This is a genomic window from Providencia sp. PROV033 (assembly GCF_028484855.1).
In the GTDB taxonomy this organism is placed as follows: Bacteria; Pseudomonadota; Gammaproteobacteria; order Enterobacterales; family Enterobacteriaceae; genus Providencia; species Providencia alcalifaciens.
The window spans coordinates 1-17,895 of the sequence record NZ_JAMPSW010000043.1; the positions used below are offsets into that span (position 1 = coordinate 1).

16 protein-coding genes and 2 tRNA genes are annotated in these 17,895 nt (G+C 40.9%); 10 read left to right on the forward strand and 8 right to left on the reverse strand.

Annotation, left to right across the window (positions count from 1 at the left end; translation table 11 throughout):
- Window positions 1-461 precede the first annotated feature (461 nt).
- The 4 genes from idi to PSF16_RS09320 all read right to left on the reverse strand — a co-directional run bounded on the left by idi (window position 462) and on the right by PSF16_RS09320 (window position 4,602).
- Window positions 462-983, reverse strand: a complete 522-nt coding sequence (gene idi, locus PSF16_RS09305) for an isopentenyl-diphosphate Delta-isomerase (RefSeq protein WP_272689158.1) — start codon at window positions 981-983, stop codon at window positions 462-464.
- A 168-nt stretch (window positions 984-1,151) separates the two neighbouring features.
- A complete protein-coding gene (narL, locus tag PSF16_RS09310) occupies window positions 1,152-1,790 on the reverse strand; it encodes a two-component system response regulator NarL (protein WP_006662852.1) in 639 nt (212 codons plus the stop codon).
- Window positions 1,791-1,828: 38 nt separating this feature from the next.
- Window positions 1,829-3,607, reverse strand: a complete 1,779-nt coding sequence (gene narX, locus PSF16_RS09315; RefSeq protein WP_272689159.1) for a nitrate/nitrite two-component system sensor histidine kinase NarX — start codon at window positions 3,605-3,607, stop codon at window positions 1,829-1,831.
- Window positions 3,608-3,681: 74 nt separating this feature from the next.
- Window positions 3,682-4,602, reverse strand: coding sequence for a DUF808 domain-containing protein (locus tag PSF16_RS09320; RefSeq protein ID WP_272689160.1), 921 nt, complete (start codon window positions 4,600-4,602; stop codon window positions 3,682-3,684).
- Between the two features lie 210 nt (window positions 4,603-4,812).
- Here PSF16_RS09320 and PSF16_RS09325 point away from each other — a divergent pair, with 210 nt between their 5' ends.
- From PSF16_RS09325 to PSF16_RS09345, 5 genes are all read left to right on the forward strand, one after another.
- Window positions 4,813-5,799, forward strand: coding sequence for a glycosyltransferase (locus PSF16_RS09325; RefSeq protein ID WP_006657080.1), 987 nt, complete (start codon window positions 4,813-4,815; stop codon window positions 5,797-5,799).
- Between the two features lie 236 nt (window positions 5,800-6,035).
- Window positions 6,036-6,782 (forward strand): helix-turn-helix transcriptional regulator, encoded by a 747-nt coding sequence (locus tag PSF16_RS09330; RefSeq protein ID WP_272689161.1) that lies wholly within the window; start codon window positions 6,036-6,038, stop codon window positions 6,780-6,782.
- Between the two features lie 348 nt (window positions 6,783-7,130).
- The gene (locus tag PSF16_RS09335) at window positions 7,131-8,432 is read left to right on the forward strand and encodes an NAD(P)/FAD-dependent oxidoreductase (RefSeq protein ID WP_006657082.1); all 1,302 of its coding nucleotides are present in this window, start codon (window positions 7,131-7,133) and stop codon (window positions 8,430-8,432) included.
- 56 nt (window positions 8,433-8,488) lie between these two features.
- A complete protein-coding gene (locus PSF16_RS09340; RefSeq protein ID WP_006657083.1) occupies window positions 8,489-8,857 on the forward strand; it encodes a cupin domain-containing protein in 369 nt (122 codons plus the stop codon).
- A gap of 29 nt (window positions 8,858-8,886) precedes the next feature.
- The gene (locus PSF16_RS09345; RefSeq protein WP_036960937.1) at window positions 8,887-10,380 is read left to right on the forward strand and encodes an aldehyde dehydrogenase family protein; all 1,494 of its coding nucleotides are present in this window, start codon (window positions 8,887-8,889) and stop codon (window positions 10,378-10,380) included.
- A gap of 58 nt (window positions 10,381-10,438) precedes the next feature.
- Here PSF16_RS09345 and PSF16_RS09350 read toward each other — a convergent pair whose 3' ends face one another.
- Complete coding sequence (locus tag PSF16_RS09350; protein ID WP_006662847.1) at window positions 10,439-11,107, reverse strand: helix-turn-helix domain-containing protein; 669 nt, start codon at window positions 11,105-11,107, stop codon at window positions 10,439-10,441.
- A 398-nt stretch (window positions 11,108-11,505) separates the two neighbouring features.
- On the opposite strand from PSF16_RS09350, the gene PSF16_RS09355 reads away from it, so the two are divergent.
- From PSF16_RS09355 to PSF16_RS09375, 5 genes are all read left to right on the forward strand, one after another.
- Window positions 11,506-12,999: an APC family permease gene (locus PSF16_RS09355; protein WP_036974943.1), complete on the forward strand. Its 1,494-nt coding sequence runs from the start codon at window positions 11,506-11,508 to the stop codon at window positions 12,997-12,999.
- Window positions 12,974-13,579 (forward strand): DUF3156 family protein, encoded by a 606-nt coding sequence (locus PSF16_RS09360; protein ID WP_006662845.1) that lies wholly within the window; start codon window positions 12,974-12,976, stop codon window positions 13,577-13,579. The genes PSF16_RS09355 and PSF16_RS09360 overlap by 26 nt, the downstream gene beginning before the upstream one ends.
- Window positions 13,580-13,729: 150 nt before the next feature.
- The gene (gene phoA, locus PSF16_RS09365; protein ID WP_006657088.1) at window positions 13,730-15,169 is read left to right on the forward strand and encodes an alkaline phosphatase; all 1,440 of its coding nucleotides are present in this window, start codon (window positions 13,730-13,732) and stop codon (window positions 15,167-15,169) included.
- 187 nt (window positions 15,170-15,356) lie between these two features.
- Entirely contained in the window at window positions 15,357-15,887 is a 531-nt protein-coding gene (locus tag PSF16_RS09370) for a GNAT family N-acetyltransferase (protein WP_036974941.1), read from the forward strand.
- A gap of 152 nt (window positions 15,888-16,039) precedes the next feature.
- On the forward strand, window positions 16,040-16,294 hold the full coding sequence (locus tag PSF16_RS09375; RefSeq protein WP_036960929.1) for a DUF1435 family protein: 255 nt from the start codon (window positions 16,040-16,042) through the stop codon (window positions 16,292-16,294).
- 106 nt (window positions 16,295-16,400) lie between these two features.
- Here the strand turns inward: PSF16_RS09375 and PSF16_RS09380 are convergent.
- The 3 genes from PSF16_RS09380 to rsmC all read right to left on the reverse strand — a co-directional run bounded on the left by PSF16_RS09380 (window position 16,401) and on the right by rsmC (window position 17,884).
- Window positions 16,401-16,486: transfer RNA gene (locus PSF16_RS09380), tRNA-Leu, on the reverse strand.
- A gap of 122 nt (window positions 16,487-16,608) precedes the next feature.
- Window positions 16,609-16,694 (reverse strand) — tRNA-Leu (locus PSF16_RS09385).
- Between the two features lie 176 nt (window positions 16,695-16,870).
- A complete protein-coding gene (gene rsmC / locus PSF16_RS09390; protein ID WP_036960927.1) occupies window positions 16,871-17,884 on the reverse strand; it encodes a 16S rRNA (guanine(1207)-N(2))-methyltransferase RsmC in 1,014 nt (337 codons plus the stop codon).
- Window positions 17,885-17,895 lie beyond the last annotated feature (11 nt).

Below are 17,895 nucleotides of genomic sequence, written 5' to 3' on the forward strand. Positions count from 1 at the left end.
CGCCCTATTTAGTGTGACACTCCAGAGAAATTTAGAATATGGTGCTTGTGCTGAACGGGGAGATGAAAAATGCTAAGCTTCGTTAATACCGATTTATTTGGATGGCACAGCCTAGATTGGCTTGATTGATTCGCTCGAAATGATGTTTGGGACAGTCAGCATCACAATGAAACACCGCCTATTAGCACCGCTTTCCTTTCACACAACAAAAAGTATCCGATCACAACCTAAGTGTTCATATAGCTCCCATATTTCACGTAGCCCGGAAGTGCGAGTATAGAATATCGAGGGAGAGTTTTAAGGAGGTTGGAAAATGAAGGCAGATGACTGTATTTTATGCTGATGAAAAATTCTAGACTTTCTCTACTTACCAAAGATAAGTATCTTTAAAATCAATGTGATATAAATAAATTACTGTTCAACGCCAAAATTTATCTATGATGATTTGATGCTAATGAGTATCAAGAATAGAAATTTAATAGTGGGTATTTTTCCCAAATTTTTTTAAACCATGGTGTAAATTTTTCAGGATGAATACGGATTTCTTTGTCTAGAACGTCTAGGCTAACCCATCGAATAGCGCTGACCTCATCAGGATTTGGTATGACTAGTGCATCATAGTAACCTACAAATAAATGGTCATACTCATGTTCAATTAACCCGCCATAGACATCTGCTTTATAAATAAACTCACCAACATGTTTTAATTCGGTTGAGAAACCGAGTTCATCATTTAAGCGACGCAACGCCGCATCGTGGGTCTCTTCTTGTGGTCTTGGATGACTACAGCAGGAATTCGCCCATTGCCCTGCAGAATGGTATTTATGGAGAGCGCGTTGTTGAATGAGTAATTCGTTCTTATGGTTAAAAATAAAGATAGAGAATGCACGGTGTAAGCAGCCACGATGATGAGCCAGCAATTTTGGCATTGTCCCAATTGGCGTATCTTGTTGATTCACTAAAATAAGCAGTTCTTCTATCATTTGGTTCATCTATCTAAGTAAGGGGCATAAGCAAGTGTATTATAACTGGAAAGAAAGGACTTGTAGATTAGAGCTATCGAGATTTGAGCGGATTAGCCATAAATAGTAGAGAGGACATTCATAGCTAAGTGAATGGCTCATTTAGCTATGAATATATTGAAAAATATATTATTTTTGTTGAAGAACCCAAACAGCGGCTTCAACTCTAGATTTTAGATTTAACTTTTTAAGTAAATGTTTTACATGTACTTTTACAGTACTTTCTGCGATATCTAAATTACGGGCGATCATTTTATTTGAGAGTCCCTGTGCAATAAGTTCTAAAATATCGGATTCTCTTGGTGTTAATGCAATGGCATCACTTTCGTTTTGAGACTGGTTTTCTCTTAATGATTCAGCAAGAACGGAAGTCAGTGTTGGGCTAACGACCATTTTTCCACTCGCGGCTTCTTTGAGGGCAATGATAAGCTCTTCTGGTTCCATATCTTTCAGTAAATAGCCATCAGCGCCTCTTTTTAGGGCACTGATTAGGTCATCGCTGTAATTGGAGACTGTAAAAAGAATAATTCGACCTGAAAGTTCGCGCTTTCTCAATTCATCGAGTGTCTCAAAACCATTCATACCTGGCATATTGAGATCTAGCAGGATCAGGTCAGGATCTTGCTCTTCTGCAATTTGAATTCCTGTTTTGCCATCTCCAGCTTCTCCAATAACTTGAAGTGAGGGCTCTAAGCTAATCAGCTGTTTTACGCCATTTCTGAGCATTGGGTGATCATCAATAAGAAGGATTGTTGATTTTTCAGTCATTATATTTTTAGTCTCCATGAATGATTTGATCCGGTGTTTTAAATGTCAGATAAAGGGAATGTGACTTTCACTTCTGTTCCCCCTTCGGCTCGTTGAGTAATGCAACACTCGCCATTTAGGCTGAGTGCCCTTTCTCTCATAATAATTAAGCCATAATGGTTAAGTTTATTTGGGTTATCGTCTATACCACTGCCATTATCATCGATCGTAATGGTGACAGTGCCTCTATTTTGGCTTAATGAAACTTTAGCCCACGTTGCATTCGCATGCTTTAAAATATTACTTAGGGCCTCTCGAATTATTTGTATGATGTGGATAGATTGATGGGGTGAGATACTTTTTGCTGGGATCTCATAGTTAAGCTGAATGTTGAATCCTATTCGCCCGCTGAATTCTCCTAAGGTGCTTTTTAATGAAGGTAATAAGCCCGATTCAGTGAGCTTCAAGCGGAATGTTGTCAGCAATTCACGCAGCTGACTGTATGCGGTATTAATTTCTGTGCGCATTTCATTGAGTAAATGCAGTGTAGTTTCAGGTAGCGGCTCTGGTTGCATTTGGAGATAGCTTATTTGCATTTTTAAGCATGAGAGGGATTGTGCAATTGAGTCATGAAGCTCTCTAGCAATAGCCGCTCGTTCATCCATGATCAACAATTGTTGCTGTTGCTCTATCTGTTGTTCCATGGTGAGCATGCCAGAAATTTGTTTAGCGAGCATTAGAACTAGTTTATTTTTTTCGTCAGAAAAAAGTTGATTTTGTTTAATTTCACCGATAATCACACCATATCGATGCATATTATCTGACAGATCCCACTGCAATGTTTGGGAGTCTTCCGCCAGATTATCCTTGGATAAATGCGATTTAGTTGAAGCCAGTTTTTCGTCGTTGATGTCTAAATTGGCAGAAGCATACGAAATTTCATGAAAATACTGCTCGTTGCTATCTTCATATAATTTGAGGCGTAAATTTTCTAACTGCGTAATATTCTTTAGCTCAGTGAGGACTTTTTGTAACCTCAAATAGAGTGTTTCCGATGAATGTAATATTTGATTTGATTGATAGAGATATGACAAAACACGATTCTTAGCGAGAAGATCGGCAGTTTTTTCTGCCACACGTTCTTCAAGCTGATGGTAGCTTTGGGCTAATTCATCAGACATATGATTCAGAGTTTCACCAAGGGCATTAAGTTCATCTTGTCTATTGTTTTTCATGGGAAAACGCTGTGTGAAGTCTTTACGCCCAATCGCATTAACCATGGAGAGAAGCTTCATCCATGGGTAGTAAATTTTTCGTCTTAAATGCCAGATTGTCCCCATGAGTAGCAGGAAAACTAAACTAATAAAAATAAGTTGGGTCATGGCAACATAAGCGATTTTCTTCTCAGTAATATCATCAATATTGTGGACCAATTCATTGAGCATATTAACGAAAGTAATGACTTCATAGCGTGCATCATCCGGTGATGACGCGCGAGTGAGGGCGGGTCTTAACGTATTGAGCCAAAACGCATGGATTTTATCAAATTCAGGAGTAAGGTTTTCAATTTTAACGACTTGAGTTAGTTCAGGGCTGAGTAAGTCTTTTTCTAAGGCATCAAGATAATTTTGGTTATGTTCATTGATAGGTGTTAAAGAGAGTAAGCGATAACTTTGCATACGCAAGGAACCGGATGTATTAATAGCATGGGCATTGCCTTGTGCACTGATGATCATGCGATTGGAAATCGTCATACCGATGATCCCCAAAACCGCGATAAGCAGCATTAACCCGATAACTTGGTTGATAATCGAAAATCGTCGATAAAGTGTCGGCATTTTCTCTTTTTCCTGAAACAAAATAGACTGACTATTACCATAATATATTTAAGGATATTAGTCAGTTTTTAGCGTTAATTTGTTTGTTTAAAACGAGCAACAAAGTTTATAACAAAAACAATAAGTAAACCGATTACTAGACCAAAGATTAAATTGAGGATAGAGGGTGCTAAAAATTGAAGTGTATTCCCGATGATGTGAATACCGGCTATCTTTCCTGCTATGTTTTCTATCCATGAGTGTAAATAGGTAATCCCGTGCGTGAGTATGCCGCCGCCAACCATAAACATAGCAGCAGTACCGACAACAGATAATGTTTTCATTAAATAGGGTGTTACATAGATTAATCCGTTACCGAGTTTACGGAGCAGAAAGGCAGTTTTTTTCTGTAGAAAGAATCCCAAGTCATCGAGTTTAACAATACCAGCAACTAACCCATAAACCCCGATAGTCATGACAATGGCAATAATCGATAACACGACAAGTTGGTTCAGGATTGTTGTTGAAGAGACAATACCTAGGGTAATTGCGATAATTTCTGCGGATAAAACAAAGTCTGTACGGATTGCGCCTTTAATTTTTTGTTTTTCAAATGCCGCTATTTCATGTTCTAAAAGCTGAGCTTTGTGTACGGTTTCTGCCGGTGAAGTCTCATGTTTTTGAAGAAACTTATGAGCAAGTTTTTCAGCACCTTCAAAACAGAGATAAGCGCCTCCAAGCATTAATAATGGAGTCACTGCCCACGGTATAAAAGCGCTGATCAATAATGCGAGTGGAACCAATATGAGTTTATTGATAAAAGAGCCTTTTGCGACCGCCCAGACGACTGGAAGTTCTCTGTCAGCTCGAACCCCGGTGACTTGTTGTGCATTTAAGGCGAGATCATCACCTAAAACACCGGATGTTTTTTTCGCTGCCATTTTTGTCATTACTGACACATCATCTAAAACGGCGGCAATATCATCTAATAAGGTAAGTAAGCTACTTCCAGCCACAGGAGGATCCTTTTGTTATTGTGAGGTATCATTAATGTTCCTTAGGTAAAGGAAGTAAAAATTAGTTCACAGCTATTTGATAATTTGAGTAATAATAAGGATAAGTGAAGTCATTTCTATCATAATAGTATTGATTTAATTATGAAATTTCTCATGAAACACAAAAATATATTTTGTTATCATCATTTCCAATGAGTGTAAGGTTAACCCATGTCTTTTCAACCAGTATTAAGTATTGTTGTCGCGGTTTATAACGGCGAAAAGTTTTTACCCCATTTTTTTGACAGCTTAATTGCCCAAAAGTTAGAGAATTGGGAATTGATCATTGTGAATGATGGTTCGAAAGATGATAGCGAGTCAGTGATTCGCCAATACGAAGATAAGTTTGAAAATATCAAGGTGCTCGCTCAGGAAAATCAAGGTGTTTCAGTCGCACGTAATACAGGAATGGCAGTAGCAACAGGGCAATATATCACTTTCCCAGATATTGATGATGAGATTGATGCGAGGATGTATGGTCGCCTACTGGAGATTGCACTTGCCGGTGACTTAGACGTTGCGACCTGCAATGGTACTTACGTGTACACCAATGGGGATGCGCCAAAGGCTATTTTTCCACCAAATAAAGTTCCTTCTACTGGTGTGATCACGGGCCCTCAATGGTTACAAATTGGTTTGAGTTCCCGTAAATTTCTCCATGTAACTTGGTTGAATCTGTATCGCTTGTCATTAATTCGAGAACACAATTTTACCTTTGAACCTAGATTGCACCATCAAGATATTCCTTGGACTACCGAGATGCTGCTCGTTGCTAAACGAGTGCAGTTTATCAATGAACAATATTATGAATATCTGATTCATAACCAATCCGTTTCTCACTCTTTAACCGGAGATGAGCGCTCCGTACGTAAGATCAATACCTACCTGAAGATCTTGGATATGCTGATGGATATCTATAAACGTCATCCTGAGGAAGTGAAGCAAGCACCTGCTTGTTTATGGCAGGTGGGGAAAGAAGGTTTAGGCGTTGTTTTAGCGCTATTAGCGATTAAATCACCTGAAACGCAGAAGCAGATGGTTCAACTGTTTTTTGATAAAGGTTACTGGGATATTGTTTGGAAGCATGCCACAACACTGAAATTAAAATGGCGTTTGATCCGTCGTTACAGCAAATTGAAGGCCATTATCAATAAATAGTTCTCTAGCAGCCTTTCGGGGCTGCTCTCTTTTATTTCTCTTGTACTTTCCTCGATCCTTCAACTTATTAAATAATTGATAAAATACTATTAATATCTATAGTATATATTGTGATTTAATTAACATATTAATAACAAAAAAATTGAGCTTCCTCTCAGAATATGGTCTTTATAGGGTCATAGTTCGCCAAATATACAGGGTGATAAATTATTAATAAGTTAATGAGTGAGGGCTGAATGGATCATTATCTGCATAAATTACCTGACCTTATTGACTCAGTTGCCACCAATCAATTTTATCCAAACTTATTATCATGGTTGTCTTCGTTTGTGGTTTTTGATAATGCAATTATCTATTCCTTTGAAAAAGATGGTGCTCCACGTTTTCTATCGAAAGTTGAAAAGCGTAATAGTGATAGCGTTAATCGCATTTATCAGCGTGGGGCTTATTTGATGGATCCTTTCTATCAAGAACTACAAAAAGGCGGCAGTTCGAAGGTGTTAACATTGAAAGATGTTGCCCCTAAAGGTTTTTATCATACGGATTATTATCTTAATTTTTATCGTAAGACGGGTTGGTGTGATGAGGCGGGTTTACTGTTGGAATTATCCGCTGATAAGCAATTAGGCATTTTCTTTGGGAATGAAGACCAACCGTTTCTTGCTGATGAGAAGAAACAAGGTTCATTAAAAGAAGCCTTTGATATTATTAGAAGTATTGCTCGATTACATAAGGAAGTTGTGCCCAATTCAGTATCCAGTCATTATCGTAATACGGACTTACAGACTTGCTTTGGTTTGACGCCGAGAGAGTGTGAAGTTGTGGCGTTAATTTTGGAAGGTAAAGGCTCCCCTCAAATCGCTGAATCGCTGTTTATCAGCTTAGGCACTGTCAAAAATCACCGCAAAAATATCTATCAAAAATTAGACATCAACTCGCAGGTTGAATTATTTAATTTGTTAATGACCCCAATAAAACAGTAAATTCCGTGGCTTAAAATGATTTTCGTTACCTGTTTAGTATTTAGACTGAATAATGAAAATATGTATTATTTTTCAATGAATTAAAAATAATTATTCACTTTAAAAACACGTGAAATTCTATTTTTATCATAAAGTATTATATTTTTTATTAATATAATAATAAATATATATCCTTTTGAATTTAAATAGAAAAGTTTTTAATTGATTTAATCTTGTTTATAAGTAAATATTGTATCTACGTCACAAATGTTGGTTTTATGTTTCAAATGTCCCTAAAGGGCTATGTAAATGTTAATGTCAGGTTAAGATAATCAAGGTTATTCCCAGATACTAGATAGGGTATCAATTATGAATAACCAAGTAGAATCATTAACTTATTACTCAGCAACCAAAAAATATGACCTACGTTTTCCGACATTGAAAGAAGACATTGATGTTGATGTGGTGATCATCGGTGGTGGGTTCTCTGGTATTAACACGGCATTAGAGCTGTGTGAAAAAGGCATAACTAACATTGCTATTTTGGAAGGACGCCATCTTGGTTATGGCGGTACAGGGCGCAATGGTGGGCAAGTCATGGCAGGAATTGGTCATGACCTTGATGCAATTAAAAAACATGTTGGCTCTGAAGGCTTAGAAACGATTTTTAAGCTAAGCAACATGGGGGCAGGGATCATGCGCGACCGTATTGCTAAATACAATATCGATGCGGATTTTTGTCATGGCTATGCCTATTTAGGTAGCAATAAGCGCCAAGAGAAAACGCTGCGCAGCTGGCTGGCTGATTTTAAAGCTGTCGCACCCGATGAAGAAATTGAATTTTATACAGGATCTGATTTAAAGCAGATCATCGGTTCTGATGCTTACACATGTGGAATCAAACACATGGGAGGCGGTCATGTTCATTCACTTAACCTGTTATTGGGTGAAGCGAAAGCGGTGAGCGAATATGGTGCAAAAATTTTTGAAAACAGCCAAGTTTTGAATGTTGAGTACGGCGATACGGTAACGGTTCGTACCGCGATGGGCTCCGTGAAAGCGAAAAAAATGCTGTGGGCATGTGATGGTTTTTTGAATGGTCTCGAGCCGACACTATACCCAAAAACCATTAATACCTATGCGTATCAGTTAATGACTGAAGAATTATCTGATGAGCTGATTGAACGTATTAGCCCAATTCGTGGGGCATACAGTGATATTCGCCCGGTTATCGATTACTACCGTGTGACTAACGAGAATCGCCTGTTATTTGGTAGCTCAACGTACTTTTTAGAATACATTCCATCCGACTTGAAAGCGTGGAACCGTAAGCTGATGTTGAACGTTTTCCCATACTTGAAAGATGTGAAAATTGAACTGGCATGGGGTGGACCAATGGCATGTAGTGCTAATCTCTTTCCACAGATTGGGACTATTCCAGGGCATAAAAACGTGTTCTATGTACAAGGTTATTCAGGCTTTGGTGTTACGCCGAGCCAGATCGTGTGTAAGGTTCTGGCTGAAGGCATGGTAGAAGGCTCAAGCCGTTATGACCTGATGAGCTCTATTCCTCATGCTGACATTATGGGCAAGGACAGTATGCGTAACGCCATCGTTTCTCTTGCTAAATGTTGGCATCAGGTATCTGGATACTGGCAAGGTCGCCGCTAGGTTTCTTAAATTTAATTTCCATTTTTGATTTCATTATATAAGAGAAGGTAAGAGAGATGATCAGCCCATTACTGTTAAATAAAGCACTTCCTGAATTACTGAACATTGGTAGCGTGAGCAATTTAGGTTCTGTGGTTGTTGAAGGCGATCCACAAGCTAGCGTGTCAATGATCCACGGTGAGCCAACTGATAATCTGACTTGTGGAATTTTTGCTTGCACAACTGGGAAATTTAAAATGGTTTACCCATTTGATGAGATGGCAACTGTCCATGAAGGTTCTGTGAAATTAACAGATGTGAAAACGGGTGTAACAGTGGAATACCATAAAGGGGATTCTTGGTTTGCTGCAAAAGGAACCGAAGTACTTTGGGAAATCAGTGCACCACGTTTTGTAAAACACTATTTAGCCTGCGTAAATGCATAATTGAATCAATTCACGAGGTGGAGAAAACGATGAGTGAGTTAACCCTATTACCAGAAGTTAGAGAATTCTTGAAACGTCAGCATGGTCATTTTATCAATGGATTGCCTGTTTCTGGCAAGGGAGAGGCTTATTTCGATGTCGTGAATCCAGCTACCGAGCAAGTGATTGCCAAAGTTAAAGAAGGGACGCGCGAAGAAGTTGATATTGCCATGAATGCGGCCTATGCCGCATTCAAAGGCTCATGGGCAAATACTACACCGATGGAACGAGGCAATTGTTTGAATCGTTTAGCGGATTTGCTCGAAAAACACTTAGAAGAATTAGCACAATTAGAAACCTTAAGTTCCGGCAAAACGATTCAGTTATCGCGTTTTCTGGAAGTGGGTTCAGCGGCACAGTTCTTACGTTACTTTGCGGGATGGGCGACGAAGATCAGTGGTGAAACTCTGAATGTCTCATTACCGTCTTTTAATGGTGAAAAATATTCGGCATTTACCCAGCGTGAGCCTGTCGGGGTCGTTGCGGGGATTATCCCATGGAACTTTTCCATTATGATTTCCATTTGGAAATTAGCGGCGGCATTGACATGTGGCTGCACGATTGTGCTGAAGCCAAGTGAATTTACGCCTTTGACGATGTTACGAGTAGCGGAGTTAGCGAAAGAGGCTGGGATCCCTGATGGGGTTATTAATATAGTGAACGGCGGTGGGCGCGAAGTAGGGCCCGCTTTAATTAGCCATGAGTTGTGCTCAAAAGTGACTTTCACCGGTTCAGTACCAACAGGATTAGCGGTTGGACGCTCAGCGATGGAAGGTAAGTTAACACGAGTGACATTAGAGCTCGGCGGTAAAAATGGCGCCGCATTCTTAGCAGATTTATCCGTTGATAAAATTGTTAGTGGCATTATCGAAGCGGGTTATTTAAATCAAGGGCAAATCTGTGCAGCGGCAGAACGTTTTTATGTTCCATCGACATTGATGGATGCTGTACTGGAAGAGCTAAAAGCCCGTTTATCAGCTATGAAGATTGGTTCTCCATTAGATGAAGACACCCAAATGGGACCGTTAGCCAATAAAGCTCACTACAATAAAATTTTAAGCCTGTTTGAAAAGGCGCGCCAAGATGGCAGTGAAATTATCTATGGTGGGCAGCCAATTGCAGGTGCAGGGTACTTTGTCCCTCCAACAATTATTCGTGCAAAGAGTCCTGATGATGTCTTAATGAAGGAAGAGACATTCGGTCCTATCGGTACTTTCTTAGCTTATGATGATGAAGAAGAGCTGATTAAAATGATGAATAGCACGCCGTTTGGCTTAGCAGCAAGTGTGTGGACGAATGACCTCAGTAAAGCAATGCGTATGGTTTCGCAAATTGAAGCGGGGACTGTTTGGGTGAATATGCATACTTTCCTCGATCCTGCTGTACCTTTTGGTGGGATTAAATCTTCAGGTATCGGTCGTGAATTTGGAAGTGCCTTTATTGAGCATTACACAGAATTAAAGTCCGTCATGGTGCGTTATTAGAGCGTTAGTGGTTTTTTCTGTAAAGCAACAGTTTTCCCGGTCTCTGTACCGGGATTTTTTATAGAATTTTATCTTGGCGGATGATAAACCCGGATGAGACTAACTCAGTCCGGTTATTCACATTGGCTTTGGTAAAAATGTTGCGAAGGTGGGTTTTCACGGTGGAAAGGGAAACACCCAATAGTAGCGCAATTCTTTTATTACTTGCTCCTTCACGTACTAAGTGAATAATTTCTTGCTCTTTTGGGGTGTAGGAGACCAGAGAGTCCGGTTTCACATCAAACGTCATTAATTCTGCGATGGGCAATATAGCATTGAGCCTGACCACTTCCTGTGGCGTAAATGGGGTATCCCTCAATACAGAAATACCCGCCACAATTTTATTTTTTCGACGAATAAAGATTTCTGCCATGTCTGCAATGTGGTTCGGCTGCATAAAATCATGGAAGAAAGTTTTATCTTGCTGACGCATCTCTACGGGCATTTTGACTAAGCGCAGATCTTCACCGCGAAAATGGTCGGGGTGCAAGGGGTCATGTTGGGAAAATGCAGAGAGGTACTGTTCATGCATACGCGTAGAAATGCCGTATAACACATGACTTTCTGGTTGCCACTGTTCATTGACTAAATAATATACTGCCGCAGAAATTGGGATGATATGGGCAATAGTATTGAGACAGCAGTCGATTAAGCTCTGTTGACTCTCACTAAATAACGGTTGTTCCATCATCGCTCCTCATTCAAATTCTCTACTGACTATCATGCAATTTAATTGGGTTAACATAAAACAAACATGTTAATAACGTGAGCTTGATTACACTATTCAAAACTTGTTTTTAACTGTTCAAAGGGGATTTTCTGCCCTTGGGTATCTTTTGCGACTTATTTATTAATATATTAATGAGGTGCTTTTTGTCTAATCATTGATATTTAAATGATTATTATATTATTTATATTGTAAAACGGTACTTTTCGTTTCAGTTGATTGTTGTTCCCCTCTCTCTGGGTATCGTTCTAAAGGACGATGGCGACATGTTTATGCTTATTTCTATAGTGAGTAAGCAGTCACTTTATTTTTACAAAAAATTCACAATCTTGGCTGTGAGCAGAGAGAGGGAAGCAAAAATGAATTTATCCTCAAAATTAACATCACATATTGAGAAAGGTAAGGTTGGCTTTCCAACTACGCTCGCCAGTTCGGTCGGCGTGATTATGGCAAGCCCAGTGATCCTCACGGTAACCAGTGGATTTGGAATCGGGGGCGATACCTTTGCCTTAGCGGTTTTATTGAGCTTTATCATGATGCAGGCTCAATTAACCACATTCTCTGAAGCCGCGGCAATTTTACCCACTTCGGGTTCAGTCTACGATTATATCTCTTGTGGCATGGGGCGCTTTTGGGCGATTACCGGTGCGCTGTCAGCTTATCTGATTGTCCACGTTTTTGCGGGGACCGCGGAAACGATTCTGTCTGGCATCATGGCATTGGTGAACTTTGAAAGCCTCAACACCGTGTTAGAAACCAATAACTCGTCTTGGATGGTAGGAGTAGGGCTAGTCGTTGCATTCGGTTTACTGAATGCATTTGGTATCGAAGCTTTTGGTAAGGTTGAAGTGGTACTGACTTTCGCGATGTGGAGTACATTGGTGATTTTCAGTATTTGCGGCTTGATGATGCCATTCCATGTATCCGCGGAGGGCTGGTTTGGTCAAGGTCTGAATATTTCTGACCCTACCGTTGTGCTCAGTTTCATTGGTATGGCGATGTTTATGTTTGTTGGTTGCGAGCTAGTGACACCAATGGCGCCAGAAATTAAAAATTCTGCCAAGGTTATTCCTCGTGCAATGACGATTGGTTTATGCGGTGTTGCATTTTGTATGTTCCTCTTTGGCGCGGCACTGACGAATCAAGTCGAAAACGTGATTGTCGATCCACAAAATGGTGTGAGTCTATTAGAAACGCCGATGGCCATTCCTGCGTTTGCTGGGCAAATCATGGGTGACTTCGGTAAATATTGGATTGGTATTGCGTTATTGCTGGCGGGTGGTGCGACTATCAATACATTAATGGCGGCCGTTCCTCGTATTCTGTATGGCATGGCGTTAGATGGTGCATTACCAAAGGCATTCGCTTATTTACACCCTCGCTTTAAAACGCCAGTGTTCGGTATTTTAGTGGCGGTGATGATCCCTTGCTTACACGCATTTGCTATTCAAGGGGATTTAGACAGAATTATCCCGTTGGTGCTGGCGGCTGTGTGTTCGTGGGGAACGGCGTACTTATTAGTGACGATTTCTGTGGTGCTATTGCGTATTCGTCGCCCTGATTTACACCGTGCTTATCGCTCGCCATTCTTTCCAATCCCTCAAATTATTTCGAGTGTGGGGATAATCCTAGCGATTGTTTACATCACGCCTCCGGGTATGAATAAAGCAGATGTGTATATTCCATTTGCCATTATGTTGGGATTAACAGCGAGTTATGCATTAGGTTGGACCGTGTTAGTGCAGAAAGTAAATCCATTTAAACCCGTTCCGGTTGAACAGGTATTGTCTAACTCATTTGAAGATGACAATTCAGAGGAGGTGGAAATTGAGCCTTTACGTAACCTTGCCTAAATTATCGTGGTGGAAAAAGTTAACCCAAAAACGCCTCCCGACAGGGTATCAAGCGGGGTTAACGTTAAATAGGATAGAGAAAGATATCGCCCCTTATGTTTGTGAATGGGGGGCACCTGGAGTGCTCCTCATCCAATTGCCTCAAGGCATTAAAGTGGAAGTGACTGAGCGTGTAAAAACCTTGTTTATGGCGTTTATTGTGCATAGCCGTTTTGCAGTTTCAGGTAAATGTGATAGTGCGCTGGTGGCACAGATTGATGTGAAAACCGCAGGGTCTGCACGAAAAAAACAGGTGCGTTTTACCAGCCAGCAAGCCGATGGGCAGCCCTTTATTGAAAGTTTGGAGCAGTACCCAGTGATCCGCCAAACTTTCGAAGAGCTAGACTTCACTCATTGTCATATTGCTGTCAAAAATGGGGTTTGGCGGTGTGAAATTGAGCCTTATACTGCGTCTGAAATGGTCAGTCGGATCCCCGCAGCTCGGCGTTATTTACGTTTGACTAACCAGCAGCGCCATCGCTTATTAAGCGCATTACAGCTGATTTCCCAACTCATCACTCAACACGTTTCACATCGATAACGCCCAAATTGGGCGTTTCGCATTTATGACAAACATCTTGATATCGACATAAAACCGTCATTCAACTGTCATCTAGCTGCTCTAGCATGCTGGTCAACTATTCGAAGCATACTTATTTACTCTTCTTATTGATTGGCAAGGATAAAACTTATGACAGGTCATTTTATGAAATCTATGTTAGCCGTCGCCGTAAGTACGTTAATTTTAGGGACTGCAATTCCTGCCCATGCAGCAGATAAAAATGAGGCAGTTTCAGAAAGCCGCGCTGCAAAAGGGGATATCACGAAATTTGGTGGAGCTCGTCGTTTATCAACTGAACAGACGGATATCATGAAAGCTGCACTGCATAATGGTCAAGCAAAGAACGTCATTTTATTTATCGGCGATGGTATGGGTGATTCTGAAATTACCGTTGCGCGTAACTATGCGGAAGGGGCGGGTGGTTTTTTTAAAGGTATTGATGCGTTGCCAATTACAGGGCAATACACCCACTATGCATTAGATAAGAAAACACAAAAGCCAGACTATGTCACTGATTCTGCTGCCTCTGCAACGGCATGGTCTTCCGGTGTGAAAACCTATAACGGTGCTTTAGGGATTGATGTGTTTGGTAATGACCATGACACATTAATTGAAATCGCTAAACGTAATGGCAAAGCAACAGGGAACGTGACAACGTCTGAAATTCAAGATGCGACGCCAGCGGCTCAGTTTGCCCACGTAACGGGGCGTAAATGTTACGGCCCAGAAGAAACCAGCGAAAAATGTGCAACGAATGCATTAGAAAATGGCGGTCGTGGTTCTATCTCTGAACAGTTAATGATTACCCGCGCCGATGTCACATTAGGTGGTGGTGCGAAAAGCTTTAAGCAGGAAGCTAAAGCGGGTGATTACAAAGGGAAAACCTTGGAGCAACAAGCGGCAGAGCGAGGATTCACTATCGTCCGTGATGCTAAATCACTCGATGCAATCAAAGAAGCGAACCAAGATAAACCTGTATTAGGTCTGTTCCATGATGGCAATATGACGGTTGCGTGGGAAGGTCCAAAAGCGACATATCACGGTAACTTAAATAATGCCGCACTGGAGTGTAAACCAAACGCTAAGTTAGATCCGAATGCGCCGACATTGGCTCAAATGACAGAAAAAGCAATTAATTTACTGGAAACAAACCCGAATGGTTTCTTCCTGCAAGTTGAAAGTGCTTCTATTGATAAGCAGGATCATAAAGCAAATCCATGTGGTCAAATTGGCGAAACAGTTGCTTTAGACCAAGCTGTTCAAGTGGGTTTAGATTTTGCTAAGAAACATGGCGATACGCTTATTATCGTGACGGCTGACCACGCACATTCAAGCCAGATTATTCCTGATGGCACGAAATCATCCGGTTTAACTCAAGCGCTGATCACAAAAGACGGTACCGTGATGACCGTGAACTACGGTAACTCTGAAGAAGACGATTCACAGGAGCATACAGGTGCTCAACTACGTGTTGCAGCTTATGGTCCACATGCTGCGAACGTGATGGGTCTGACTGACCAAACCGATTTGTTCTTTACCATGCGTGATGCAATGGGATTGAAGCAATAAACCAACCCTTGTAGTTAAAAATTCTCTGCGGCAGGATGCTACAGAGAATTTTTTTGTTTATAAAGCCCCATAAACCTCGACTCAATTTCTCCTTCATATCTGCATTTCTTTTTTATTACACAGCTTGTATGCTCTCTATCTATTCGATTTATCTCGAATTTATATAAGAACTAAGAGAACAATAATAATGAGAAAAGTACGTGAACTCACGCGGGATGAAATCTCAAGTCTGTGGTCGATTGATCGAACTGAATTGATTGAACATCTTTATCTTCACCAGCGGGGTAAATTAGTGTTATCTGCCCAGCGATTTGATATGAAAGGTTGGCCTGAAGGTGAAACGGATGCTTATACACCGCATTTACTTGCTAGCTATGATAACGGGGCTGTTTTCTTTGGGGTGTTTGATGAGGATAGCCTGATCGCCGCAGCCAGTTTAGATAACGTATGGCGCGGGGAAACGCTAGATTTGCTACAACTCTCTTTCCTCCATGTTAGCCATCGCTATCGTGGTGAAGGACTGGGTGGAAAGCTTTTTAAACTTTGCCAACAACGAGCATTAGAAAAAGGCGCTGCTGGACTATATGTTTCGGCGACTCCGTCAGAAAATACAGTGCATTTTTATCAATATATGGGCTGTGAACTGCTCGAAAAGCCAGATCCTGAACTGTTTGCGCTAGAGCCTGAAGATATTCACTTTGTTTGTATTTTTGAGTGATGTTTTTACCGTAGGGGAAATATTTTCCTCACAAAAATTTGATTGATTTTTATAGAAACGTAGATATGATTGATAATCATTATCATCTTTAACGAAATTATAGACTAACTATGAGTTAGCTAAAGACTCGTTAGCTATAAATGGGAGGCGTTATGGGAACTAGCGTATCAAAAGCAACAGGGTTGCGGCGTATTGGCGCTGGTTTGTGGGGCGTCTTCGCGGTGGTGTTACTGAGTATTATGTATTTGCTGAGCAATATGGGGTTTGAACCACTGAAAGTGGCAATGATCACCTTGATGATTGCGACGGCAGGCATGCTGTTTAATCGGGGTTCACGGCGTTTACTCATTATTCCAGCAGTAATGTCTTTAGGCTGTTTCTTGCTGATTTTTCTTATGCGAAGCTAAAATTATCTAAGCGATATCTAGGTTAGGAATATTGCGTGAATGTCCATCGAGGATTGAATATCTGAAGGTTGAATTCTTGAAGATTAAGGTTACGAATCATTAACAGTGGTGCGAAAGGGGGGACTTGAACCCCCACGTCCATAGGACACTAACACCTGAAGCTAGCGCGTCTACCAATTCCGCCACCCTCGCAAATACTGTCAAAATTCTTTCTATTGATACTTGCCTATATCATGCTCGACACATAGATAACTATCTGATACGGATAGCGAAGAGCAGTCAACGCATAAATAATTGAAATTATAAAGAGTAAGTGGTGCGAAAGGGGGGACTTGAACCCCCACGTCCATAGGACACTAACACCTGAAGCTAGCGCGTCTACCAATTCCGCCACCCTCGCAATACTAACTCTTTTGCATAATTGCTCATGCATCAATAGTACGGTGCGGATTTTAGGCTAATTTCGACAGACGTCAATAAATTTTTATCAGCGGTATATTGTTTGATGAAAAAACGGTCAACTTGATATGTTGACCGTTAGAAAAGAAAATTCACACGGATAACGTGCTGGTCGCTTTAGCGCTTAATGGCTTCGTAAACTTTAAATTTCCCTGTTTTAGCCAGTACAACATGACCACCGAATGCTTTATCGAGTAGATCAGGGTAAGGTAAAAATGCATTGGCGACGATGCGTAAACGACCACCTTTTTTCAGGTACTTAGGTGCTTGGAAAATCAATGTCTCTACCGCGTTATAGCTGGTGTTGATCCCATCATGGAACGGTGGATTAGAAATGATCCAATCAAATTTATCATCAAGGTCGGAATAGACATCACTTGGGATTATTTTTCCGGTAAGGTTGTTAGCCGCTAGAGTTGCCGTTGCAGAATCAATGGCTGATGCACTGACATCACTTAAGGTTAAGGTGACCGCTGGGTTTTGAGTACCAACCACCGCAGCAAGTACGCCGTTACCACAAGCCAGATCAAGCACATTACCGCTCATTGGCTCGGTCAATGTGGAAAGCAGCAAATCACTGCCGATATCTAACTCGTTATGGCTGAATACACCTGGAAGCGCATGAATTTTCACGTTATCAACTTGGTAATTGCGCCACCAACGCTTGATATCAAATTCAGTTGGCTGTTCTAATTCGCCATAATAGAGACCACAGCGACGTGCGGAGTCAATTTTTTGCAGTGTCGCAATCCCTTCCATAATCGCTTCGGCACTTTTGACACCGCTACGATTTTCACCGACGATAAAAATTTGGCTACCTACAGCTAAATGTGTGCATAAATCATCGAGTTGGAAGGCGGCTTCTTGTTTGTTCTTGGACCAAAAGTAAATTAAGGTGTCGCAAGGTTTAACGAATTCCGCGGTTGCTGTTGAAGCAAACAGAACATTTTCACCCAATGCCGGCTGTAAGTTTTTCCAGCGATGGTACTGGTTAGTGAGAACGCGCACGCTGGCGGCTTCTAAAATTGTGCCCAGTTCATCCTGAATATCGCCTGCCAAAAGAACATGACGATCGATAAAGTGCTCTAAATGGCGTTGAATAACTTCGCTGGCGGGTGTCAGTAATGACATATTCTGTCTAT